This window comes from Streptomyces sp. NPDC001980 (assembly GCF_040296885.1).
In the GTDB taxonomy this organism is placed as follows: domain Bacteria; phylum Actinomycetota; class Actinomycetes; order Streptomycetales; family Streptomycetaceae; genus Streptomyces.
Map to the genome: position 1 here is coordinate 247,420 of NZ_JBEOYD010000003.1, position 22,111 is coordinate 269,530.

24 protein-coding genes are annotated in these 22,111 nt (G+C 72.3%); 11 read left to right on the top strand and 13 right to left on the bottom strand.

What is annotated here, in order from left to right; translation table 11 throughout:
* Nucleotides 1–12: 12 nt before the first annotated feature.
* On the bottom strand, nucleotides 13–558 hold the full coding sequence (locus ABT137_RS05755; protein ID WP_351703007.1) for a hypothetical protein: 546 nt from the start codon (nucleotides 556–558) through the stop codon (nucleotides 13–15).
* Between the two features lie 232 nt (nucleotides 559–790).
* Here ABT137_RS05755 and ABT137_RS05760 point away from each other — a divergent pair, with 232 nt between their 5' ends.
* Complete coding sequence (locus ABT137_RS05760; protein ID WP_351703010.1) at nucleotides 791–2,434, top strand: DNA repair helicase XPB; 1,644 nt, start codon at nucleotides 791–793, stop codon at nucleotides 2,432–2,434.
* On the opposite strand, the gene ABT137_RS05765 is transcribed toward ABT137_RS05760, so the two are convergent.
* Both ABT137_RS05765 and ABT137_RS05770 read right to left on the bottom strand, forming a co-directional pair.
* The gene (locus ABT137_RS05765) at nucleotides 2,392–3,639 is read right to left on the bottom strand and encodes a glycosyltransferase 87 family protein (RefSeq protein ID WP_502984476.1); all 1,248 of its coding nucleotides are present in this window, start codon (nucleotides 3,637–3,639) and stop codon (nucleotides 2,392–2,394) included. The two genes, ABT137_RS05760 and ABT137_RS05765, sit on opposite strands and share 43 nt — an antisense overlap.
* An 18-nt stretch (nucleotides 3,640–3,657) precedes the next feature.
* Nucleotides 3,658–3,843 carry a hypothetical protein gene (locus ABT137_RS05770; RefSeq protein ID WP_351703013.1) on the bottom strand — a complete coding sequence of 62 codons (186 nt, stop codon included), beginning with the start codon at nucleotides 3,841–3,843 and terminating at the stop codon, nucleotides 3,658–3,660.
* A gap of 306 nt (nucleotides 3,844–4,149) precedes the next feature.
* Here ABT137_RS05770 and ABT137_RS05775 point away from each other — a divergent pair, with 306 nt between their 5' ends.
* Nucleotides 4,150–6,240 (top strand): HelD family protein, encoded by a 2,091-nt coding sequence (locus ABT137_RS05775; RefSeq protein ID WP_502984477.1) that lies wholly within the window; start codon nucleotides 4,150–4,152, stop codon nucleotides 6,238–6,240.
* A 25-nt stretch (nucleotides 6,241–6,265) separates the two neighbouring features.
* Here the strand turns inward: ABT137_RS05775 and ABT137_RS05780 are convergent, their stop codons facing one another.
* Nucleotides 6,266–6,871: a helix-turn-helix transcriptional regulator gene (locus ABT137_RS05780; protein WP_351703016.1), complete on the bottom strand. Its 606-nt coding sequence runs from the start codon at nucleotides 6,869–6,871 to the stop codon at nucleotides 6,266–6,268.
* Nucleotides 6,872–6,968: 97 nt separating this feature from the next.
* Here ABT137_RS05780 and ABT137_RS05785 point away from each other — a divergent pair, with 97 nt between their 5' ends.
* Nucleotides 6,969–7,673 carry an ABC transporter ATP-binding protein gene (locus tag ABT137_RS05785; RefSeq protein WP_351703019.1) on the top strand — a complete coding sequence of 235 codons (705 nt, stop codon included), beginning with the start codon at nucleotides 6,969–6,971 and terminating at the stop codon, nucleotides 7,671–7,673.
* 5 nt (nucleotides 7,674–7,678) lie between these two features.
* Nucleotides 7,679–10,504, top strand: a complete 2,826-nt coding sequence (locus tag ABT137_RS05790) for an FtsX-like permease family protein (protein ID WP_351703022.1) — start codon at nucleotides 7,679–7,681, stop codon at nucleotides 10,502–10,504.
* 13 nt (nucleotides 10,505–10,517) lie between these two features.
* Here ABT137_RS05790 and ABT137_RS05795 read toward each other — a convergent pair whose 3' ends face one another.
* The gene (locus ABT137_RS05795) at nucleotides 10,518–11,222 is read right to left on the bottom strand and encodes a copper homeostasis protein CutC (protein ID WP_351703025.1); all 705 of its coding nucleotides are present in this window, start codon (nucleotides 11,220–11,222) and stop codon (nucleotides 10,518–10,520) included.
* A gap of 128 nt (nucleotides 11,223–11,350) precedes the next feature.
* On the bottom strand, nucleotides 11,351–12,025 hold the full coding sequence (locus tag ABT137_RS05800) for a maleylpyruvate isomerase family mycothiol-dependent enzyme (RefSeq protein ID WP_351703028.1): 675 nt from the start codon (nucleotides 12,023–12,025) through the stop codon (nucleotides 11,351–11,353).
* 47 nt (nucleotides 12,026–12,072) lie between these two features.
* On the opposite strand from ABT137_RS05800, the gene ABT137_RS05805 reads away from it, so the two are divergent.
* Nucleotides 12,073–12,738: an HD domain-containing protein gene (locus ABT137_RS05805; protein ID WP_351703031.1), complete on the top strand. Its 666-nt coding sequence runs from the start codon at nucleotides 12,073–12,075 to the stop codon at nucleotides 12,736–12,738.
* Nucleotides 12,739–12,748: 10 nt separating this feature from the next.
* Entirely contained in the window at nucleotides 12,749–13,819 is a 1,071-nt protein-coding gene (locus tag ABT137_RS05810) for a GNAT family N-acetyltransferase (protein WP_351703034.1), read from the top strand.
* Nucleotides 13,820–13,843: 24 nt separating this feature from the next.
* Here ABT137_RS05810 and ABT137_RS05815 read toward each other — a convergent pair whose 3' ends face one another.
* Both ABT137_RS05815 and ABT137_RS05820 read right to left on the bottom strand, forming a co-directional pair.
* A complete protein-coding gene (locus ABT137_RS05815; protein ID WP_351703037.1) occupies nucleotides 13,844–14,116 on the bottom strand; it encodes a DUF4031 domain-containing protein in 273 nt (90 codons plus the stop codon).
* 10 nt (nucleotides 14,117–14,126) lie between these two features.
* A complete protein-coding gene (locus tag ABT137_RS05820) occupies nucleotides 14,127–14,513 on the bottom strand; it encodes a DUF8819 family protein (RefSeq protein ID WP_351703040.1) in 387 nt (128 codons plus the stop codon).
* Nucleotides 14,514–14,568: 55 nt separating this feature from the next.
* On the opposite strand from ABT137_RS05820, the gene ABT137_RS05825 reads away from it, so the two are divergent.
* The 3 genes from ABT137_RS05825 (at nucleotide 14,569) to ABT137_RS05835 (ending at nucleotide 17,977) form a co-directional block, all read left to right on the top strand.
* A complete protein-coding gene (locus ABT137_RS05825) occupies nucleotides 14,569–15,498 on the top strand; it encodes a MurR/RpiR family transcriptional regulator (RefSeq protein ID WP_351703043.1) in 930 nt (309 codons plus the stop codon).
* A 138-nt stretch (nucleotides 15,499–15,636) separates the two neighbouring features.
* Nucleotides 15,637–16,566: an N-acetylmuramic acid 6-phosphate etherase gene (gene murQ, locus ABT137_RS05830; RefSeq protein WP_351703046.1), complete on the top strand. Its 930-nt coding sequence runs from the start codon at nucleotides 15,637–15,639 to the stop codon at nucleotides 16,564–16,566.
* Nucleotides 16,567–16,582: 16 nt separating this feature from the next.
* The gene (locus ABT137_RS05835) at nucleotides 16,583–17,977 is read left to right on the top strand and encodes a PTS transporter subunit EIIC (RefSeq protein WP_351703049.1); all 1,395 of its coding nucleotides are present in this window, start codon (nucleotides 16,583–16,585) and stop codon (nucleotides 17,975–17,977) included.
* A gap of 49 nt (nucleotides 17,978–18,026) precedes the next feature.
* Here the strand turns inward: ABT137_RS05835 and ABT137_RS05840 are convergent, their stop codons facing one another.
* Nucleotides 18,027–18,914 carry an acyl-CoA thioester hydrolase/BAAT C-terminal domain-containing protein gene (locus ABT137_RS05840; RefSeq protein ID WP_351703052.1) on the bottom strand — a complete coding sequence of 296 codons (888 nt, stop codon included), beginning with the start codon at nucleotides 18,912–18,914 and terminating at the stop codon, nucleotides 18,027–18,029.
* A gap of 37 nt (nucleotides 18,915–18,951) precedes the next feature.
* Entirely contained in the window at nucleotides 18,952–19,344 is a 393-nt protein-coding gene (locus ABT137_RS05845) for a hypothetical protein (RefSeq protein ID WP_351703612.1), read from the bottom strand.
* A gap of 118 nt (nucleotides 19,345–19,462) precedes the next feature.
* Here ABT137_RS05845 and ABT137_RS05850 point away from each other — a divergent pair, with 118 nt between their 5' ends.
* Together ABT137_RS05850 and ABT137_RS05855 are read left to right on the top strand one after the other, a co-directional pair.
* Nucleotides 19,463–20,302: a helix-turn-helix domain-containing protein gene (locus tag ABT137_RS05850; protein WP_351703055.1), complete on the top strand. Its 840-nt coding sequence runs from the start codon at nucleotides 19,463–19,465 to the stop codon at nucleotides 20,300–20,302.
* Nucleotides 20,286–20,537 (top strand): DUF397 domain-containing protein, encoded by a 252-nt coding sequence (locus ABT137_RS05855; RefSeq protein WP_351703058.1) that lies wholly within the window; start codon nucleotides 20,286–20,288, stop codon nucleotides 20,535–20,537. Before ABT137_RS05850 ends, ABT137_RS05855 begins: the two co-directional genes overlap by 17 nt.
* Here the strand turns inward: ABT137_RS05855 and ABT137_RS05860 are convergent.
* Genes ABT137_RS05860 through nthB form a run of 3 tightly spaced genes read right to left on the bottom strand, consistent with a single transcriptional unit; the run spans nucleotide 20,479 to nucleotide 22,063 of the window.
* Nucleotides 20,479–20,802, bottom strand: coding sequence for a nitrile hydratase accessory protein (locus tag ABT137_RS05860; protein WP_351703061.1), 324 nt, complete (start codon nucleotides 20,800–20,802; stop codon nucleotides 20,479–20,481). The two genes, ABT137_RS05855 and ABT137_RS05860, sit on opposite strands and share 59 nt — an antisense overlap.
* Nucleotides 20,799–21,395 (bottom strand): nitrile hydratase subunit alpha, encoded by a 597-nt coding sequence (nthA, locus tag ABT137_RS05865; protein ID WP_351703064.1) that lies wholly within the window; start codon nucleotides 21,393–21,395, stop codon nucleotides 20,799–20,801. The genes ABT137_RS05860 and nthA overlap by 4 nt, the downstream gene beginning before the upstream one ends.
* Complete coding sequence (gene nthB, locus ABT137_RS05870) at nucleotides 21,392–22,063, bottom strand: nitrile hydratase subunit beta (protein WP_351703067.1); 672 nt, start codon at nucleotides 22,061–22,063, stop codon at nucleotides 21,392–21,394. Before nthB ends, nthA begins: the two co-directional genes overlap by 4 nt.
* Nucleotides 22,064–22,111: the final 48 nt, after the last annotated feature.

Genomic DNA, 22,111 nt, shown 5'->3' on the forward strand with positions numbered 1-22,111 from the left:
CGGCCGGCCCCCTCAGCAGTACCGCACCGGCGCCCCGCTCGGCAGGCCGAAGTGGGCACGGGCCGCGGTCCGCAGCCCGCTGGACGTCATCTCCCGGTCGAGGCGGGACGCCGCATAGTGGCTGAAGTGGTCCCCCTCCCACTCCCCGTAGCCCTCACCGTCCGGCGGCGCCTCCGCGGAGACCACCCGGAAGCCACCGCTCGCCGGATCCCGCTCCAGCCGCACCACCTGCGGTATCTGCGCCCCGCCGCACAGCACCAGGGCGCCCGCGCGCTCGCCGTACTCCTCGCACAGGGTGTTGATGCCGGCCCGCACCCGGCCCCCGCTCTCCTCCAGGTCCAGCGCCTCCGCCCGGCAGAACCACCGCGACCTGAGAGCGGGCTCGCTCTCCCCGGCCCCGTTCCCGGCGGACTGCGTCACGAGCCGCGCCTCGATCGCGGGACGTACCTCGGCCCACAGGCCGGCGTCGACCGCGCTCGACCCGCGCGCCCACACCCCGGCCGCCACCAGCACCACCACGGCCCCCGCGCCGGCACCCCAGATGCGTACGGACGTCACCCCAGCCTCCCCACCGAGCCGCGCTCAACCGCGCCTCCCCCGGACATGACAGCCGAAACGGACCCAAGGTTGCACAGGACGATCAGATGCACCCTGAAGCCGGTCACGGGCGGTGCACGTTCCGTCGAACGGCGAAGGTGATCGCTCGCCTATGAGGCACACTGGAACTTTGGCCCGTGACGATGGCCGCCATGGCGATGGCCGCACGGTCCGAACGGAAAGGGTGCAGCGCGTGAATGGTCCGTTGATCGTCCAGTCCGACAAGACCCTGCTCCTGGAAGTCGACCACGAGCGGGCCGACGACTGCCGTCGGGCGATCGCGCCCTTCGCCGAGCTGGAGCGGGCGCCGGAGCACATCCACACCTACCGGGTGACCCCGCTGGGGCTGTGGAACGCGCGGGCGGCCGGGCACGACGCCGAGCAGGTCGTGGACGCGCTGGTCGAGTACAGCCGCTACCCGGTGCCGCACGCGCTGCTGGTCGACATCGCCGAGACGATGGACCGGTACGGGCGCCTGACGCTCAGCAAGCACCCGGCGCACGGGCTGGTGCTCACCACCACCGACCGGCCGGTCCTGGAGGAGATCCTGCGCTCCAAGCGGATCGCCCCGCTGGTCGGCGCCCGGATCGACCCCGACACCGTCGCCGTGCACCCCTCCGAGCGGGGGCAGATCAAGCAGACCCTGCTGAAGCTGGGCTGGCCCGCCGAGGACCTCGCCGGGTACGTGGACGGCGAGGCGCACCCGATCGAGCTCGCCGAGGACGGCTGGGCGCTGCGGCCGTACCAGAAGCAGGCCGTGGAGAACTTCTGGCACGGCGGGAGCGGGGTCGTCGTCCTCCCCTGCGGGGCCGGGAAGACCCTGGTCGGGGCCGGGTCCATGGCGCAGGCGAAGTCGACCACGCTGATCCTGGTGACCAACACCGTCTCCGCGCGGCAGTGGAAGCACGAGCTGGTGAAGCGGACGAGTCTCACCGAGGACGAGATCGGGGAGTACAGCGGGACACGGAAGGAGATCCGGCCCGTCACGATCGCCACGTACCAGGTCCTCACGACCAGGCGGAAGGGCGTCTACCCGCACCTGGAACTCTTCGACTCCCGCGACTGGGGTCTGATCGTCTACGACGAGGTCCATCTGCTGCCGGCTCCTGTCTTCAAGTTCACCGCCGATCTGCAGGCGCGCCGGCGGCTGGGGCTGACGGCCACCCTCGTGCGCGAGGACGGCCGGGAATCGGACGTGTTCTCCCTCATCGGGCCCAAGCGGTTCGACGCTCCGTGGAAGGAGATCGAGGCGCAGGGCTACATCGCACCCGCCGACTGTGTGGAGGTGCGGGTGAACCTGACGGACTCGGAGCGGCTGGCGTACGCCACCGCCGAGACCGAGGAGAAGTACCGCTTCTGTGCGACCACCGCGACCAAGCGGAAGGTCACGGAGGCGATCGTGAGGCGTTTCGCGGGGCAGCAGATCCTCGTCATCGGCCAGTACATCGACCAGCTCGACGAGCTGGGCGAGCACCTGAACGCCCCCGTCATCAAGGGCGAGACCTCCAACGCCCAGCGCGAGAAGCTCTTCGACGCCTTCCGCGAGGGCGAGATCAGCGTGCTGGTCGTCTCGAAGGTCGCCAACTTCTCCATCGACCTGCCGGAGGCGACGGTCGCCATCCAGGTGTCGGGCACCTTCGGCTCCCGCCAGGAGGAGGCCCAGCGCCTCGGCCGCGTCCTGCGCCCGAAGGCCGACGGCCACAAGGCCCACTTCTACTCCGTCGTCGCCCGCGACACGATCGACCAGGACTTCGCCGCCCACCGGCAGCGGTTCCTGGCGGAGCAGGGGTACGCCTACCGGATCATGGACGCGGACGAGCTGCTGGCGGAGGGCTGAGAGCCGTCCGGCAGGGCGGCGCCGGGACGCCTCTCCGGCAGGGTGCCGCTGCGCCGCCGTAGGGCGACCGCGGCGCCCGCCAGCAACGCCAGCCCCAGGAGGGGGTACGGCGACGCGCACGCCTGCTGCCACCACGGCAGGTGCAGGTCACGGTCGCCCGCGTGGGGCACCAGCCACATCGTGCGGGCCGTGAAGACCAGCGCCGTCGTGGCCGCGAGGAGCGTTCGCCCCTCGGCCAGCAGGACCGCCAGCAACGGGACGCACCACACCCAGTGGTGGGACCAGCTGATCGGGCAGACCAGCAGGGCCGTGCACGCGGTGAGCAGGATGCCCCAGCGGTCGGAGCCGTGCACGTGGCGAGCGCGGGTGGCCAGCCACAGGCCCGTCACCGCCACCATCGCCGCCGGGAGCACCCAGGCAAGGCCCGGTGCCGCCGAGCCCGTCACCCTGGCGACCAGGCCCTGGAGCGACTGGTTGTCGATGATCCAGGCCTTGCCGACCCGGCCGGTCTCGAACAGACGCCGCGTCCAGAAGTCCACGGTGGCCGCCGGGAGGAGAAGGGCGCCGAGCAGGGCCGTACCCGCGAAGGACGCCGTCGCGGTGGCTGCCTCCTTTCTGCGTGCGGTCAGGAACAGGTAGGCGATGAAGATCGCCGGGGTGAGTTTGACGCCCGCCGCGATGCCCAGGGCCAGGCCCTTGGCGCGGGCGCCGGGCGGGCGGGTGAGGTCCCAGAGGACCAGGCCGGTGATCGCGAGGTTGACCTGGCCGAAGAGGAGTGTCTGGAAGACCGGCTCCAGCCAGAGGGCGAGTGCGGTCGCCGCGCACAGCAGCGGGACGGGTGCCGTGCGGCCGGCCAGGCGGGCGGAGAGGGCGAGGAGCCAGGCGAGCAGGAGCGCGTTGCCCGCGAGGAACAGGGCCTTCAGGGCCGGGACGGGGATCCCGGTCGTCGGGACGAACAGGACCGCCGCGAAGGGCGGATACGTCGCCGGCAGCCGCCACTCGGTGACCGTGAAGCCGTACAGATCACCGCCGTGGACCACGGCTTCGCCCTCGGCCCGGTAGACCAGCAGGTCGGCCATCGGGGCGCGGAGCAGGATGCAGAGGACGGCGAAGGAGCAGAGGGAGACCGTCAGTAAGGAGAGGGACAGGAGGAGGGGGATGGAGGCGGGCGGGGCAGGGGGTGACGTCACCGTCCGGTTCGGCACGGGGGCGACCCTATGCCGTCACTTGCGGCGTATGCCCGCTTCCTCGCCGTATTCACCGAGTATCGCGACGCTGAACGCCGCGCTGACGAAGACCTTGACGGCGCGCAGGGCGTCGCCCAGGCGGTGGTGGGGCTGGGGAACTCCGTCGAGGGCTGTGGCGCCCGGGGGACGGCTGGAGGCTGGGTGGATGGTTGCTGCGCTCATGCCTCAATGGTGGAACTTCGGGCATGGCTACGGCATCGGTCCACGGGTCCAATTTCCGGCATCCTCCGGTCCACCCCCCGATGGACGCCGCCCCCGGCCTCGGCCCCACCCTCAGGGTGATGCTCCCCCTAGGGGTTGCGGGGAAATCCATTGGCCTCCCCCACCCCCACCTCACTAGAATCTACGCTCTTGCCCGCCTCCGTCCCCGGAGTGCCGCCGCCCGGACGGAAACCGGTCGGCTGATCGCCACCTGTGCGCCATCCACACCTGAGCGCCATCGACTCGCAGGCCTTCGGAGGCACCCCCTTGTCCACGCCCGCCCACGACCCGCTAGCGGACCCGCACCCCGGCCCCGGCCCCGACTCCCTCCCCGACCCCCTCTCCCGCGAACGCTCCCACCTCGCCGAGTCCCGCGCCGCCCTGCGCGCCATGCGTGAGGACGTCGAGTCGCTGGACATCAGCGACGTCACCGCGAACTGGGTCAACGCCGAGGTCCTCGCCCGCCAGATGGAGGAGCGCATCAAGGCGCTGGCCGACCTCAGCGACACCCCGCTGTTCTTCGGCCGCCTCGACTACCTGCACGCCCCCGGCGCCGACCAGGCGGAAGGCGCGTACGGCGAACGCTTCTACATCGGGCGCCGGCACGTGCACGACCACGACGGCGATCCGATGGTCATCGACTGGCGGGCGCCGGTCTCGCAGCCGTTCTACCGGGCGTCCAAGAAGGACCCGATGGACGTCGCCCTGCGCCGCCGCTTCGGGTACACCCGCGGCGACATCACGGCGTACGAGGACGAGCACCTCTCCGACCCCGCCGAAGCGGCCCGCACCAGCAAGCTGCTCCAGCAGGAGATCGAGCGCCCGCGTGTCGGCCCGATGCGCGACATCGTGGCGACCATCCAGCCCGAGCAGGACGAGATCGTGCGCAGCGGGCTCGGCGGAACGGTCTGCGTGCAGGGTGGCCCGGGGACCGGGAAGACCGCCGTCGGCCTGCACCGGGTCGCGTACCTCCTCTACGCCCACCGGGAGCGGCTCGCCCGCACCGGCACCCTGGTCATCGGGCCGAACCGCTCCTTCCTGCACTACATCGAGCAGGTGCTGCCCGCGCTGGGCGAGCTGACCGTGCAGCAGGCGACGGTGGACGACCTGGTGGCCCGTGACGTCGACATCCGCGGCACCGACGACGCCCCCGCCGCGGTCATCAAGGGCGACGCCCGGATGGCGGAGGTCCTGCGCAGGGCCGTCTACGCGCACGTCACGCCGCCCACCGAACCGGTCGTGGTGGTGCGCGGCTCCCGGCGCTGGCGGGTCCCGGCGTACGAGCTGGAGGACATCGTCCGCGAGTTGCTGGACCGGGGCATCCGGTACGGCGCCGCGCGCGAGGCCCTGCCGCAGCGCATCGCGCACGCCGTGCTGGTCCAGATGGAGCGCTCGGGAGAGGCACCCGACGACCGCGTGCAGGACTCGGTGGCGCGCAACGCGGCGGTGAAGGCGGCCGTCAAACAGGTCTGGCCGCCGGTCGACCCGGCGAAGCTCGTGCTGCGCCTGCTCACGGACACGGATTTCCTCGCCGTACACGCGGAGGGGATCCTCACCGACGACGAGCAGAAGACGATCGTGTGGGCGAAGCCGGTGCGCAGCGTCAAGGCGGCGAAGTGGTCGGCCGCGGACGCAGTGCTGATCGACGAGACGACGGATCTCGTCCAGCGCACCCACTCGCTCGGCCATGTCGTCCTGGACGAGGCGCAGGACCTCTCCCCCATGCAGTACCGCGCGGTCGGCCGCCGGTGCACCACCGGGTCGGCGACCGTCCTCGGCGACCTGGCGCAGGGCACCACGCCGTGGGCGACGCGGAGTTGGGACGAGGCGCTGGCCCACCTGGGCAAGTCCGACGGGGTCGTCGAGGAACTGACGGCGGGTTTCCGCGTCCCGACCGACGTCATCACCTACGCCTCCCGGCTCCTCCCGCACATCGCCCCCGGCCTCGCGCCGGTCGCCTCGGTCCGTGAGAACCCCGGTTTCTTCGCGCTCCGCGCCATCGGGGACACCGCCGAAGTGGTCGCCGCGTGCGAGGAGTTGCTCGGCAACGAGGGCTCGACGGGCCTGATCGCGGCGGACGCGCGCGTGCCGGCGCTCGCGGAGGCGCTGGCGGCGGCGGGCATCGGCTACCTGGCCCCCGGCGAGGAGACCACGGCCGAGACCCGCCTCACCCTGGTCCCGGCGTCACTGGCCAAGGGCCTGGAGTACGACTACGTGGTCCTCGACGAGCCCCGGGCCGTGGTCGACGGCGAACCGGACGAACGCACCGGCCTGCGCCGCCTGTACGTGGCGCTGACCCGGGCGGTGTCCGGCCTCATCGTCACCCACGCGGCCGCGCTGCCGCCGCAGCTGAGCTGAGCCGGCCGGGAAAGCAGACGTCGGGCTAGGCGGACTCCGCGCGGGACCCGCCCGTCCCGCTGCGACCGCCGGCCTCGTCGGCTTCACCCTGCACCTGTGCACCGTGCGCCGCGGCGAGCGGCCCCAGATGCTGCGCGGCGCTGTCCAGCAGTCCGAGGTCGGCCTTGGTGTGGGCGATGGCGGCGTCGATCAGGACGGCGACCAGCGGCTCGTCGGCGTGGGCCCGGCGCTGTCGGGCCAGGCCCGCGAGCTCGGACAGGTACGTCTGCCGCTGCGCCTCGATCAGCGTGGTCAGGGCCTGCGGGCCCAGCGCGGAGGCGCCGAGGAGCTTGAGGAACAGTTCGTCGCGGAAGCCGCCGACGCGCACCCAGGCGGTGGTCGCCCAGGAGCGCAGTTCGGCCTCGCCCGCCTCGGTGAGCGTGTAGAGGTTCTTGTCGGGCCGGTCGGTCTGCGTGACCTGCGAGCGTGAGACATAGCCGTCACGGACCAGCCGTTCGAGGATCTGGTAGAGGTGACCGATGTTCAGGCCACCCCACTGCGGGCCGATGGCCTCCTCGAAGCGGGCCTTGAGTTCGTATCCGTGATTCGGTCGCCGGGTCAGCAGCGCGAGCACGGCGTGATGGAGCGGCATATACGTCCCTTCTACATTGTGACAACATACCCCTGAATTGCCGCAATGTATGTGCGGCGGTGTACGTGCCGCGATGTGCGAGGGCGAGGCTGCATCTATGGCTGTGAGCGTGGCGTTGCGCGGGGTGAGCCGCCGGTATCCCGGGCTGACCGCGCTGGACGAGGTCGACCTGGAGGTCGCGGCCGGCGAGGTGGTGATGCTGACCGGGCCTTCCGGTGCCGGCAAGTCCACCGTGCTGCACGTGACGGGTGGCATGGACCAGCCCGACGAGGGACACGTCGAGATCGACGGCACGGAACTGGTGCGCCGGGACCTGGACCGGCACCGCCGGCGGATCGGCTTCGTCTTCCAGCGCTTCCACCTGCTGCCCGCGCTGACCGCGCTGGACAACGTGCTCGCCCCCGTCCTGCCGCGCAGGGTGGACTTCGACCGCCGTGCGCGCGGCATGGAACTGCTCGAAGCGGTCGGCCTGGGCCACCGGGCCGACGCCCTGCCCGCACAGTTGTCGGGCGGCCAGCAGCAACGCGTCGCCGTCGCCCGCGCGTTGATCAACCGGCCGGGACTGCTGCTGGCCGACGAGCCCACCGGCAACCTGGACAGCGTCATCGGGCGGGAGATCATCGACCTGCTGATGTCGCTGCGCGAGCGGTACGGGATGACGATGCTGATCGCCACCCACGACGCGGAGGTCGCCGCCAACGGCGACCGGGTGGTGCGCCTGCAGGACGGCAGGATCACCTCGGACCAGCGGGTCACGCCGGCCGGCGACGTGCTGCACCGGCTGGGGGGCCTGCGCCCGTGATAGGGATGATCCTCGATCAGCTCCGGCGGCGGCGCGGGCGCGCGCTGGCCCTGGCCGCCGGAATCCTGGTGGCGGCGACCAGCTTCACCCTGCTGACCGCGACGGTGAGCACGAGCCAGGCGACCACCGTGGGCACCGTACGGAAGAACGCACGGTCCGCGTACGACGTCCTGGTACGCCCGCCGGACTCGCAGACGGCCGTGGAGCGGCAGAGCGGTCTGGTCACGCCGAACTTCCTGTCCGGCACGTTCGGCGGCATCACCATGGACCAGTACCGGCGCATCCGCGGCCTGGCCGGGGTCGACGTGGCCGCGCCGGTCGCCAACATCGGCTACCTCATGGTGTCGAGCACCGTCACCGTCGACGTGTCCCGCTTCCTGGACGGCAAGGCCTCCCGGCAGATCCTGCGCATCAGCCCGACGCTCACCTCCGGACTGGGCACCTACCGCACCTCCGACGAGTACGTCTACCTCACCCGCTCCCCCCTGACAGCGGCGGGGACACCGGAGGACCTGTTCCAGTCCGACACCCTGGAGAAGGGCGCGGTCGACAAGAGCACCGAGCGGTACCAGCTGGCGGGGAAGTACGACGTCTGCTTCTACTTCAACCGGGACAAGACCGAGCAGACCGAGTTCAACCTGAAACTGCCGATGAGGACGAACTTCATCGCCGAGGACCTCAGGGACAGGTCGCCGTTCGACCCGGACCTGAGTTCGCGGATGAACTGCCAGTCCGGCCGGGACAAGGCCACCATCGACGTTCCGGTCAGTTACCCCGTGCTGCTGTCCGCCATCGACCCGGCGGCCGAGAACCGGCTGGTGGGCCTGGGCGACACCATCACCTCGGGCCGGATGCTCACCGAGCAGGACAAGCCGTGGACGGTGTCGTCCGCCAAGAGCGTCCACGGACAGCACGACTCCTACATCCCGGCGCTGCTCAGCGACAACCCGCTGACCACCGGAACGCTCGACGCCACCGTCGAGCGGCTCGACGTCGGCGACCCGGCCGAGCTGCCCTCGAAACTGGGCAACCCGACGGCCGACAGCTTCGTCCGCGGCCTGCACGGCACCACGGTGGGCACAACCCGGGTCGACCTGGGCAAGGGCTACCGGAAGGCGCTGACCGAGGATTCGTTCGACACCGGGGACTACTGGACGGTCGGCCCGGTCACCTACCGCCGGACCTCGGACGGCGACCTGACCGCGCAGCCGCAGCCGGCGCAGAAGCGCAGCCTGTGGATCACCAACTCGAACCAGCAGCCGTTCGCCAACGTCCCCGAGGAGAACCACCAGGGCACCCAGTACCGGAAGGTGACCAGTCACGCCGCCACGGACTGCGTCGGGCTGGGTTCCTGCGACGGCGTCGACTCCGGGCGCCTGCCCAACCCCTTCGTCCACCTGGTCGGCCGCTACGACACCGGCAGACTGCGCGGTTTCTCGGCACTGTCCGACACCCCGCTGGAGACCTACCAGACACCGCAGGTCACCGGCGCGGACAGCGCGACCCGGGCGAAGCTCCACGGCAAGCCGCTGCAGCCCGACCGCAACCTGGGCGGCTACGTCAGCCCGCCGCCCACCATGCTGACGACGATGGACTCCATCACCGCGCTCACCAAGAGCCGCCGGGTCCCGAGCCTCCAGGACAAGGCGCCGGTGAGCGCGATCAGGATCCGGGTGGCCGGAGTGACCGGCGTCGACACGGCCTCCCGGGCGCGGGTGAACGCCGTGGCCGGGGCGATCCGGGCCGCCTACCCCCGGCTCCAGGTCGACGTCACCGTCGGCAGTTCGCCCGCCCCGCAGACGGTGGCGTTGAGCGGCTCGGCGCGGGTGACGGAGCGTTGGGTCGCCAAGGGCGTGGCCCTGCGCATCCTCCGGGCGGTGGACACCAAGAGCGCGGTGCTCTTCGTGCTGGTCCTCGTCGTGTGCGCGCTCTTCCTCGGCCAGGCGGCGCTGGCCTCGGTGCGCTCACGCCGCACCGAGATCGGCACGTTGCGCTGCCTGGGCTGGAGCGGCGGCGAAGTACTCCGCCTGGTCCTCGGCGAACTGGCGGTGATCGGCCTCGCCGCCGGAGCCGCGGGCGCGGTGCTCGCGTACGTGCTGGGCCGGGCGCTGGGCCAGCCCGGAGCCGGCGCCAAGTCGCTCCTCGTGCTCCCGGTGGCGCTTCTGCTGGCCACGGCGGCGGGCCTGATCCCCGCCTGGCTCGCCACCCGGCTGGGACCGATGGAAGCCGTCCGGCCCCCGGTGACGGCGGCCCGCCGCGCCCGCCCGGTGCGTTCGGTGGCCGGGCTGGCCGTGCTCAACCTGCTGCGGGTGCGGGGCCGCACGCTGCTGGGCGCGGCCGGGCTGGCGCTGGGAGTGGCCGCGTTCACGGTGCTGCTGGCCCTGACGCTGGCCTTCCGGGGCGAGGTGGCCGGGTCGCTGCTCGGCAGCGCCGTGGTGGCGCAGGCGCGCGAGGCCGACTACCTCAGCGTCGCCCTGTCCCTGCTGCTGGGCGCCGCCGGTGCCATCGACGTCCTGGTCATCTCGCAGCGCGAGCGCGCCGCCGACCTCGCGGTGCTGCGGGCGACCGGCTGGACCAACCGCGAGCTGGCGAAGCTGACCCTCTACGAGGGGATCGGACTGGCTCTGCTGGGCGGCCTGTCCGGCGCGGTGGCCGGTCTGGCCGGGGTGCTGGCACTGGGCCGGGGCGTGCTGCACGGACACCTGTTCACGGTCACCGGCGCCGCGCTGCTGGCCACGCTCGCGGCGACCGCCCTGGTGGGGGCGGCGCTGACGGTGCCGATCCGGGGGCTGTCCAGGATCGCCCCCGCCCACCTGCTCGCCGCCGAGTGAGCCGGCCCCGGCCCTAGTTGGAGGACCCCGACCCGTCCAGCACCCGGCGCCAGGACCGCACCGCCGCCTCCGACACCGCCCCGTCCCAGCCCGCCGGCCGGGCCGCGCCGCCGATGTGGAAGGCCTCGATGCCCGCCGCCCGCAGCTCGGCCACATGATCGAGCCGCAGGCCACCGCCCACCAGGAGGGTCTGCTCGTACCCCGGCTCTCCGCGCCGCCCCGCCTCGGCCAGCAGCCTGGGCAGCCCCTCGTCCACGCCCTCCGCGGCCCCGGCCGTGAGGTAGGTGTCGAGGCCGGGCAGGTCGGCGAGCTGCTTGCGCAGGGCGTCGCGGTCCGCGGCCCGGTCGATGGCCCGGTGGAAGGTCCAGCGGCAGCCGTCCAGCGCGGCGACCACCCGCTCCACCGCGTCCAGGTCCACCCCGCCCTCCGCGTCCAGGAACCCGAGCACGAACTGGTCGGCCCCGGCCGCCCGCAGTTCCCCGGCCACCTCCACCAGGCGGTCGGCGTCGCCCGCCGCGAACCCGTCCGCCAGTCGCAGCATCACGCGCAGGTCGATGTCGACGGCGGCCCGGATCGCGGTGAAGGTCCGGGGCGGCGGGGTGAGCCCGTCGGCCGCCATGTCGGTGACCAGTTCAAGGCGGTCCGCGCCTCCGGCCTGGGCGGCGACCGCGTCCTCGGCGTCGAGGGCGATCACCTCCAGGACTGCACGCGTGCTCATAGGGCCCCTTCCGTGGTGTTCCCCGTGCACCTCCCGACCGGTGGTCTAGTCCGGAGGTCTAGTCCAATCCAGGGTACGCGGGGAACAGGGACGGCCGCGAGACCGCCCCCGTCGCACAAGGTCCGTATTCAGCCGTAGAGGTTCAGCTCCACCGCCTCCGCTCCCATCAGCTCGTACGACGTCCCGTTCGGCGACCGCCCGGTGTACAGCCGTACGAGCGTCGCCGCGTCCCCCATGAAACGGGCCGGGGTCCGGGTCCCGCTGGTCTCGCCCAGGTGCAGCGGGTCGTCCACGTCGTCCAGGTCGGCCTGGAGCCGCAGGTGCCCCCGCGCCCGGGTCACCCGGGCCAGCAGCGAGAGCGCGTGGGGCAGACCCGCGCCCGTGTAGGCGCCGGGTTCGCCGAGGGTGTCGCGGACGTCACCGGCGTGCACCCACTCCCCCAGGGCGATCCCGTCCAGCGCCCCGTCCGCCCGCCCCGCGATCACGTCGCCGGCCTCGGTCATCCCGCGCTCCAGCTCGTCGAGGACCCGGGCGTTGGTCCAGTCGGCGCGCTCGGCGATGTCCCGGTCGTTCGACTCGGGTGAGAACACCCCGGGCTCGAAGCGGCTCTCCACCACCCGGATCAGCGCGGACGAACAGTGGGCGAGCACGTCCCGGACCGTCCACCCGGGACACGCGGCGGTCGGCAGCGCGAAGTCCGCGTCCGGCCGGGAGCGCAGGAGCGGGATCAGCGCGTCGCGCTCGACGGTGAGGAGACGGCCGGGAAGGAGGGGGTCGCGTGCGTCGTCAGCAGCAGCAGTCATGCGTCCCACGCTAGGGGGATGTCAGTGGCGGGCGGGAGAATGAGCGCATGGCCGATCTCCGCGATCTCCGCGCCCGCTGGCGGGACGCCCTCCTCATGGCGCGCGACGACGACTCCCGCCACCCCGACCCCGACCCGTACGCCGACGAACTGCTCCGCCGCTGGCAGGAGCCCCAGCGCCGGTACCACACGGTCGCCCACCTCACGGCGGTCCTCGACCACGTCGACGTACTGGCGGAGTACGCGGACGAGCCGGACCTGGTCCGGCTCGCCGCCTGGTTCCACGACGCGGTGTACCTCCCGGACCGGTCGGAGAACGAGGAGCGCTCGGCCCGCCTCGCCGAACGCGCCCTCCCCGAGGCCGGGATCTCCGCGGAGAAGACCGCCGAGGTCGCCCGCCTGGTCCGGCTCACCGTCACCCACGACCCGGCCCCGGGCGACCGCAACGGCGAGGTCCTGTGCGACGCCGACCTCGCGATCCTCGCCGCCCCGCCCTCCGGGTACGCCGCCTACACCGTCGAGGTGCGCGAGGAGTACCACTTCGTCCCGAACGACGCCTTCCGTGCGGGCCGTTCCGCGATCCTGCGCCAACTCCTCGACCTGCCCCAGCTGTTCAGAACGCCGTACGGCCGGACCGAGTGGGAGCCGACCGCCCGCTACAACCTCGCCGCGGAGCTGGAAATGCTGTCGACCGCCGAGGATCCGGCGTCCTAGGGTGCGACCCATGCGTGACATGGGCGGGGACCAGGTGGAAGAGGCCGTCGCGGGCTGTGTGGCCGCGCTGCGGCCCGCGGTGGCGCGGGACTGGACGGAGGTGACGGCCGGCAGGCTGGACTGGAACTGCCACGAGACGGCGGTCCATGTCGCCGACGACCTCGTCGCGTACGCCGCCAATCTGGCCGGGCGCGCCCAGGACGCGTACGTGCCCTTCGAGCTCAGGCTCGACGACGGGACCGACAACTCCGGCCTCCTGCACGTCATCGAGACGACCGGCGCCCTGCTCGCCGCCACCGTCCGCACCACCTCCCGCCAGGTCCGCGCCTTCCACCCCTACCCCTTCCGCAGCGCCGACCGCGCGGGCTTCGCCGCGATGGGCGTCGCCGAAGTGCTGCTCCACACCCACGACATGGCCACGGGCCTCGGGCTCCCCTACCGGCCCTCCGAAGAACTCGCCGAGTCCGTCCTGGCCTGGCTGTTCCCGCACGTCCAGCCCGGCCCCGCCGCCTGGCCGACCCTCCTGTGGGCCACCGGCCGCGGCGAGCTGCCCGGCCGGGCCCCGGTCACCGACTGGCGCTGGCGCAACAACCTCGTCATCCCCGCCGAACGCCTCGACCTCGTCGGCATCCGCCCCGCCGAAGCCCGCGACCTGCGCCTCGGCGGCGACGGCGGCTTCGAATGGGTCGACGGCGGCCCCTACGAGGGCACCCGGGACGCCGCCGGCTTCCTGCTGAAGGCGTACGAAGGGGGCGTCCACCGGCCGGAGTTCGGCGTCTTCGCCCTGGTCCGCCGGGCGGACGGCCGCGCGGTCGGCGGCATCGGCTTCCACTCCGCCCCGGACGAGGAGGGCCGGGTGGAGATCGGCTACGACCTGGCCGAGGCCGCCCGCGGCAACGGCTACGCGACGGAAGCGCTCCGCGCCCTGGCCGGCTGGGCCCTGGCCCGCGACGACGTACGCACCCTGTTCGCCACCGTCGAGACCGCCAACACCGCCTCCCAGGCGGTCGTCACCCGCGCCGGGTTCGGCAAGGTGAGCGAGGGCGAGGCGGAGCTGGCCTTCGCGCTGCGGGCGGAATAGGAACCGCCGGACCGTCAGGGGCCGTTACCGGCGGGGCACGTCGCTCTTGCGCCGGCGCAGCCCCGCCCCGTGCAGCAGCCGCACCACCTCGCGGCTGCTGACCTCCACGGCACCGGCCCGGACCGCGTCCGGGTAGCGGTGCGAGGGGATGTCGTAGTGGTCGCGCTCGAAGGCACGGCGCAGTACGCCCATGTCCTCGGCGAAGGCGTGCAGTTCGGCGTACGAGACATCGCTGACCAGGTGGGACCACATCCGGCCGTGGCCCGGCCAGTCCGGCGGATCGATGTACACCGTCATGAGAACTCCGTCACGAGGAGGACATCCCGCCGCCCAGGGAACTGCCCAGGGAACCGACCGAGGCGACCTTCACGCCCGCCTTGTGGCACACCCAGTGCGGGTCCGGGCCGAGTTCCGGTTCGACGTCCAGGGCGTGCGGGTCACCGGAGCCGCACACCGGGCACAGCGGCCAGCGGCCGTACCGCTCAAGGAGCGCGTCCTGCACGTCCTGGGCCACCAGCCCCGCCACGTACCCCGCGCCCTCCGGCCACTGCTCCACCCACCAGCGGCGCTGTACGACGGAGTCCTCGACCAGCGAGACCACGTCCGCCTCGGCGACCTCGCCCGCGACCAGATCGGCGAGCACGAGGGCGCGGGCTGCGTGCAACGCCTGTTCCAAGGGGCTTACGGGGTCCATGGTCCTATTGTGCGCGGTCTTGACCGGGCACCCGAACCGAAAATATCTTTCAAGAGTGACCAAGGACGTGAAGGAAATTTTCGGCCGCCGCGGAAGCGCTGGTGCGCCACCGGCTCCGGCCGCCCTCGCGGCCAAGGTGCGGACCCTCGCGCCCTCCATGACCCGCTCCATGCAGCGCGTCGCCGAGGCCGTCGCGAACGACCCCGCCGGCTGCGCGGCCCTCACGGTCACCGGCCTCGCCGAACTGACCGGCACCAGCGAGGCGACCGTCGTCCGCACCGCCCGGCTGCTCGGTTACCCCGGCTACCGCGACCTGCGGCTCGCCCTCGCCGGGCTCGCCGCGCACCAGCAGTCGGGGCGGGCGCCCGCGATCACCACCGACATCGCCGTCGACGACCCGATCGCCGACGTCGTCGCGAAACTCGCCTACGACGAACAGCAGACCCTCGCGGACACGGCGGCCGGCCTCGACACGGTGCAGCTGGGGGCCGCCGTCAGCGCACTCGCCGGGGCGCGGCGGACCGACGTGTACGGCATCGGGGCGTCGGGGCTGGTCGCCCAGGACCTCACGCAGAAGCTGCTGCGGATAGGGCTGATAGCGCACGCCCACAGCGATCCGCATCTCGCGGTCACCAACGCGGTGCAGTTGCGGGCCGGGGACGTGGCGATAGCGATCACGCACTCCGGGTCGACCGGGGATGTCATAGAGCCGCTGCGGGTGGCCTTCGAACGGGGGGCCACGACCGTCGCGATCACCGGGCGGCCCGGGTCGTCGGTGACGCAGTACGCCGACCATGTGCTGACGACGTCGACGGCGCGGGAGAGCGAGCTGCGGCCGGCGGCGATGTCGTCGCGGACCGGGCAGTTGCTGGTGGTGGACTGTCTGTTCGTGGGGGTGGCGCAGCGGACGTACGAGGCGGCGGCGCCGGCGTTGGCGGCGTCGTACGAGGCGTTGGCCCATCGGCATCGGAGTGTGCCCCGATAGACCGTAGGGCTTGATCATTGTGGGAACGTGCCGGTTCGTCGTGGCTTGTCGCGCCCGCGCGGCGGTAGCCGCATATTCAACACAGCCCCGCGCCCCTGAGTAAGTGCACTCGTCCGCGTTGGAAAGAGCCGTATCCGAATGACCACCGAACACCGCGCTCTCCGCACCGAGCTGGAGTCGCTCACCACCGAGGCCTTCCGCCCCGAGCTCGCCGAGATCGACACGCTGCCCACCCTGGACATCGCCCGCCTGATGAACGGTGAGGACGCCGGGGTGGCCGCCGCCGTGGCTCTGCGGCTGCCCCAGATCTCGGCCGCGATCGACGGCATCGCCGCCCGGATGGCCCAGGGCGGCCGGCTGGTCTACGCCGGGGCCGGTACCGCCGGGCGGCTCGGGATCCTGGACGCCTCCGAGTGTCCGCCCACCTTCAACACCCGGCCCGGTCAGGTCGTCGGGGTCATCGCGGGCGGGCCGGAGGCCATGGTCACGTCCGTGGAAGGGGCCGAGGACTCCGCGGAGCTGGCCCGGAAGGACCTCGACGCGCTCGGAATCGGCCCCGCCGACTCCGTCGTCGGCATCTCGGCCTCCGGCCGCACCCCCTACGCCGTCGGCGCCGTCGAGCACGCCCGCGCCCTGGGCGCCCTGACCGTCGGCCTCTCCTGCAACGCGGGCAGCGCGCTCGCGGCCGCCGCCGAGCACGGGATCGAGGTCGTCGTCGGCCCCGAACTGCTCACCGGCTCCACCCGCCTCAAGGCCGGCACCGCCCAGAAGCTCGTCCTCAACATGCTGTCGACGATCACGATGATCCGGCTCGGCAAGACCTACGGGAACCTGATGGTCGACGTCCGCGCCTCCAACGAGAAGCTGCGCGCCCGCTCCCGCCGGATCGTCGCGCTCGCCACGGGTGCGTCGGACGACGAGATCGAGGCGGCCCTCACCGCCACCGACGGCGAGGTGAAGCCCGCCGTCCTGGTGATCCTGGCCGGTGTCGACGGGCCCACCGCAGCCCGCCTTCTGGAGGAGTCCGGCGGTCATCTGCGCGCGGCGCTCACCGCGACGGGCGGCTGACCCGCACGCTCGGAGGGTGCAGAGATCGTCGTACGACACCGCCACCGCGCTGCTGCCCCTGGTCGGCGGCCCCGGGAACGTCACCTCCGTCGCCCACTGCATGACCCGGCTCAGGGTGGGGCTGGCCGATCGCTCGCTCGTGGACGCGGCGGCGGTGCGGGCCGTGCCGGGGGTGCTGGGGGTGGTGGCCGACGCGGACACCGTGCAGATCGTCATCGGGCCGGGGGCCGTGGTGACCGTGACCGCCGAGTTCGAGAAGCTGCTGTCCGCGCAGCGGCTCGCCGCCCGCGGGGCCGAGCTGCGGGCGGACCGCGCCCGGCGCAACGCGACCCCGGTCAAGACGGCCCTCCGCCGCGTCGCGGACATCTTCGTGCCGCTCATCCCCGCCCTGATCGGCTGCGGGGTGCTGGCCGGCCTCAACGGGCTCCTCGTGAACGCCGGTTGGCTGCCCTGGCTGACCCCCGCCCTCGCCGCCGTCGCCTCCGGCTTCATGGCCCTGATCAGCGTCTTCGTCGGATACAACACGGCGAAGGTGTTCGGCGGAACGCCCGTCCTCGGGGGCGCGGTCGCGGCGGTCGTCGTCTATCCGGGCGTCGCGAAGGTGACGGCCTTCGGGGTGGCGCTCGCCCCCGGTCAGGGCGGGGTCCTCGGAGCCCTGGCGGCGGCGCTGCTCGCCGTCGGCGTCGAGAGGTGGTGCCGGGGGCGCGTCCCGGACGCCCTCGACGTCCTCCTCACCCCCACCGTCACCGTCCTCGTCGCGGGCCTCGCCACGCTCTACGGCCTCATGTACGCCGCCGGTCTCGTCTCCTCCGCCATCGGCACCGCGGCCAACTGGCTGCTCGCCACCACCGGCCCGCTCGCCGGCCTGGTCCTCGGCGGTCTCTTCCTCCCCCTCGTCATGCTGGGCCTGCACCAGGCCCTGATCCCCATCCACACCACCCTCATCCAGCAGCAGGGCTACACCGTCCTGCTCCCCCTCCTCGCCATGGCGGGCGCCGGCCAGGTGGGCGCCGCCCTCGCCGTCTACGCCCGCCTCCGCCACGACACCCAGCTCCGTACGACGATCAGGTCGGCGCTCCCGGCCGGCCTGCTGGGCGTCGGCGAGCCCCTCATCTACGGCGTCTCGCTCCCCCTCGGTCGCCCCTTCCTCACCGCCTGCGCGGGCGGGGCGGCGGGCGGCGCCTTCGTCGGCTTCTTCGCGGTCCTCGGCGACCGGGTGGGCGCCACCGCCATCGGCCCCTCGGGCTGGGCCCTGTTCCCCCTTCTCACGGGAAACAGGGGCCCGGCCCTGGCGGCGGCGATCTACGCGGGCGGCCTGCTGACCGGTTACGCCGTGGGCTTCCTGGCGACCTACGCCGGCTTCAGCGGCGCAGGTGTCCCGGGTGACCCGTCACCTCGGCGATCCAGGTGATGACGTCACCCTCCGCGTGCCGCAGCCGACGCACGGAAGTCGGCCAGTTTCAGCGGCCGTCGGCAGCGGCCCTTCCGTCGCCGAGCGCGTCGAGGATGTACGGCCACGCCGCCCTGCCGAGGAGCGCGTCCGCTTCAGGAGTGCCCCCGTACCTGAAGCGCGGGGACGCCGGCGCGGGGCTCTCACCAGGAAGGCGCTGCCGGTGGCCGGCGTCGTCGCGGGCGATCAGACGCACGGTTGCCCCCACCGACCGTCGGCGTTGCGCCAACTGCTCGGCGTAGGGAAGCGAGGGCCACATCGCGTCATCGCCGCCCGCCACCAACAGGAGATCCGCTCTGGCCGTCTCCACGGGGATCTCCGCCGACGCAAGCGAGCGAGCGAACGTCCGCTCGCTCCGTTCGTACCATCCCCGGATGGCGACGGGCCCGCTGTCCGGCTCCGCGGGAGCCCAGGAATCGTCCATCGGGACGAACGGCAGCGGCCGTTCCCGCCAGGTCCAGGACGAGCGATACGGGTGGTGCGCTCCGTCGCGGCCCGGGCCGACATTGCACCAGACTCGCGAGGTGGGCGACAGCGCGATCGCCACGTCCACACGCGGGTCGTGCACAGCCGTGAGCAGAGCTGCCTCAGCCCCCTTGGAGAAGCCGAGAACTCCGATGCGTCGCGCTCCGCCCAGCCGAAGGAGGTCAACGGCGGCGGTGAAGGTCTCCAGGGGAACTTCGCAGATCCCCGGCGGCTGCCCGGGCCCACCGAACCAGCGGATCGCCAAGGCCGCGAAGCCCTGCCGAGCGAGGATGCGCGCCCGTTCACGCTCGACGCGCCCACTGGATCCCGCCAGGACCAGAACGCCGACCTCGCTCCCGTGCACCGGAGCGATCAGAACGCCTTCCCAGGGATGGGTCAGCTCGCGTTCGGTGATGTCCGCCTCAACGCTCATGCTTGCGACACTACAGAGCGGGCTTCCTCTCCAGACGTCAACAAGGCAGTCGCCGCGTCCCGTTGACGCGCCGCACCTGCGCCCGCAGCACCTCGTCCGGCGGCGCCGGCTCCAGCGACTCGGGCGGGCAGTCCCACTCCCGCCCACCCGCCACGGGCCGCAACTGCACCTTCCCGCCGACATGCCCCCTGACCTCACCGATCCGCCCGTCCCGTACGTCCGTCACGTACGTCCCGAGCGGCGGCCGTTCCCCCCGGACCACCGAGGCCAGCCGCTCCGCGACCCGCACATTGCACCGCCCCAACTCGACCAGTGCGAAGGGCTCGTCGCTCGCACCGGTCACCGGGTCGACGCACAGCGACGGCAGGACGACACCGACGCCCCGCAGGGCCAACCGCAACGTCTCCACGACTTCTTCGGTGGGTCGCAGCACCATTCCGCACCTCCACGCTGAGTTCTCGGTTCGCCACACAGCGTGTCGGGCATGCCTCTAACCTGGCCAGATACGGCATCCCAACAACTTCGGCTGTTGAGACAGGGAGTGGCCCATGTCAGGACCCAAGGACCTGGATCCGTCGTCATCGCCGCGCGCCTTGCTGGGGGCGGAGTTACGGCATGCGCGCGAGCAGAAGGGGCTGAGCCAGGCCGAGTTGGGCCAGATGGTGTTCGTGAGCGGGTCCTACATCGGACAGTTGGAGTCAGGGACTCGGCGAATGCTGCCGGATCTCGCCCGCCTGCTGGACGAAGTCCTGGAGACTGACGGCTTCTTCAAGCGGAACTGCAAGGCGGCGGCCAGGTCGAAGTATGAGGATTACTTCGCAGACGTAGCGGAGATCGAGGCTCAAGCCACAGCGATCAGGGAATACGTACCGCTCCTGATTCCCGGGCTGTTGCAGACGCCCACGTATGCCCGGATCGTGAACCGCGCCTACGCCCCGACCGCGTCGGAAGAGACCATCGAGGAGTGGACGGAAGGCCGGATGGAGCGGATCCGTCTGCTTGACCATCCGACAAAACCGTTGTTGTGGGCCGTGCTTGACGAGGCGGCGCTGCGCCGGGAAACCGGCGGCCGGGTAGTGATGGCGGAAGCCCTGCGCCACATTGCCGACCTGTCCCGCCGCAACCGGGTCATCATGCAGGTGCTGCCGCTCAGCGCAGGTGCGCACGCGGGCATGGCGGGAGCCCTCAAGCTGATGGAGTTCGAGGAGGCCCCGACGCTGGCCTACCTCGAAGCGGTGCGCAGTGGGCGGTTGGAGGATGACCCGGCCACGGTCACCCAACTGAGGTTCCTGTTTGATCTCCTCGTTGCCTCCGCGCTCTCGCAAGAGAAGTCGCTAGCCCTGATCGAGGCGTTGGCGCAGGATTACGCCCATGAGGTACATCCCTAACCACGACCTGAGCACGGCCACGTGGATCAAGTCGAGCTATAGCCAGGGCGGCGGAAACTGCCTCGAAGTCACCGCCGCCCACCCCACCCTCATCCCCGTCCGCGACTCCAAAACCGCCCCCCACGGCCCGACACTCGCGTTCCTGCCGGAGACCTGGTCGGCCTTCGTCGACGGCGTCAAGAGCCGTGGTCGTGGCCCCGAGGGCGCTGCGCCAGGGCCCGGGCGCGGGCGGTGATGTCCTCCGGGGACACGACGGAGAGGCCGGCGAGTACGTCCTCCAGGGCGCCCAGCCACAGCTGGTAGTAGCGGTACGGCCCCTCCGAGGCTGCCGCGATCCGGGCGATCAGCGCGCTCTGGAACTGCGGCCAGGTGAACGCGCCCGTCTCGCACAGGCTGACGGCCATGCCGAAGGCGCGGCTCTCCCACGGCTCGGCGAAGGTGAGTTCGCCGTTGGAGCGGGGCGGCGCGGCCGGGCCGTCGATGTCGAGCGGCGCGGTCATGGGGCCGTCGCCTTGGCCACGCCGACCATCGAGTCCCGGGTGATCAGCGGCACGAGTTCCTCCTCGGTCAGGTGGCCGGTGCCCGCCGGCCGCTCGGGCAGGACCAGCCAGCGGACCTCGCTGGTGGAGTCATGGACGGTGATCCGCACGTCGTCGTCGAGTGCGAGGCCCATCTCGGCCAGCACCCGGCGGGGCTCCTTCACGACGCGGGCGCGGTAGGCGGGGTCCTTGTACCAGCTGGGCGGCAGGCCGAGCACCGGCCACGGGTAGCAGGAGCACAGGGTGCACACGACCACGTGATGCGTGGTGGGGGTGTTCTCCACGACGACGATGTGCTCGCCCTGGGGTCCGGAGAAGCCGAGTTCCTTGATGGCGGCGGTGCCGTCCCGGAGCAGGCGGCGCCGGTACTCCGGGTCGGTCCAGGCCCTGGCGACGACCTTGGCGCCGTTGAGGGGGCCCACGTTGGTCTCGTACTCGGTGATGATCCCGTCCATCACCTTCGGGTCGATCAGGCCCCGTTCGGTGAGCAGTTGCTCCAGCGCCTCGGTGCGCAGGGCCGGGGGCAGGCGTTCGCCGGATCCGGCGGTGGTCATGCGGCGGCCTCCAGGTAGCTCTCGTACATCTCCAGGGTGACGGCGAAGGGTTCGGCGTCGGCGCCCCACAGTTCGCGGGAGTCGAACCGCACGGAGTAGACGTACTGCGGGTTCTCGCCCTGGAAGTGGGCGTTGGTGTCGGGCAGTACGGCGGCGGGCTGTACGGCCTGGACGGTGCCGGTGTGTCCGCGGGCGTAGCGCGGGAGCCGGGTGTGGCCGGGCACGGATGCGGCGCGGGCCCGTACCCGCTCGCCGACGGTGAAGGCGGGCTCGGTGTCGACCGAGCGCAGCGAGCCCTCGGCGGTCGGCGCGTAGTCGGGCCGGTGGGGCTCGGGGCTCGGGGGCTCCGGGACGTGTTCGCCGCGCAGGTTGCGGGCGCGGGCGTCGATCGCGCCGGGCGCGAGGACGGCACTGTCGTGGAGCATCAGTTCCCCGCCGTTGAGCCAGCGGCCGTAGTAGCCGTCGTCGAAGTAGGCGGCCCGGTCCAGGCGCTCCAGGGCGTGCCGGAAGGCATCCGTGTTGACGCCGCCGGACGCGACACGGCTGGAGAGGATCGCGAGGGCGAAGGCCCGGCGCTGCCAGGGCTCCGCGAAGACCGGTTCGTCGGGAGGCGGGGGGTGCACGGGACCCCATCCCGGTGTGCCGCCCAGATCGGCAAGACCATCCATGACAGAACTCCCCATATGGTCACGTAACGGACCATACGTCTGAATCGT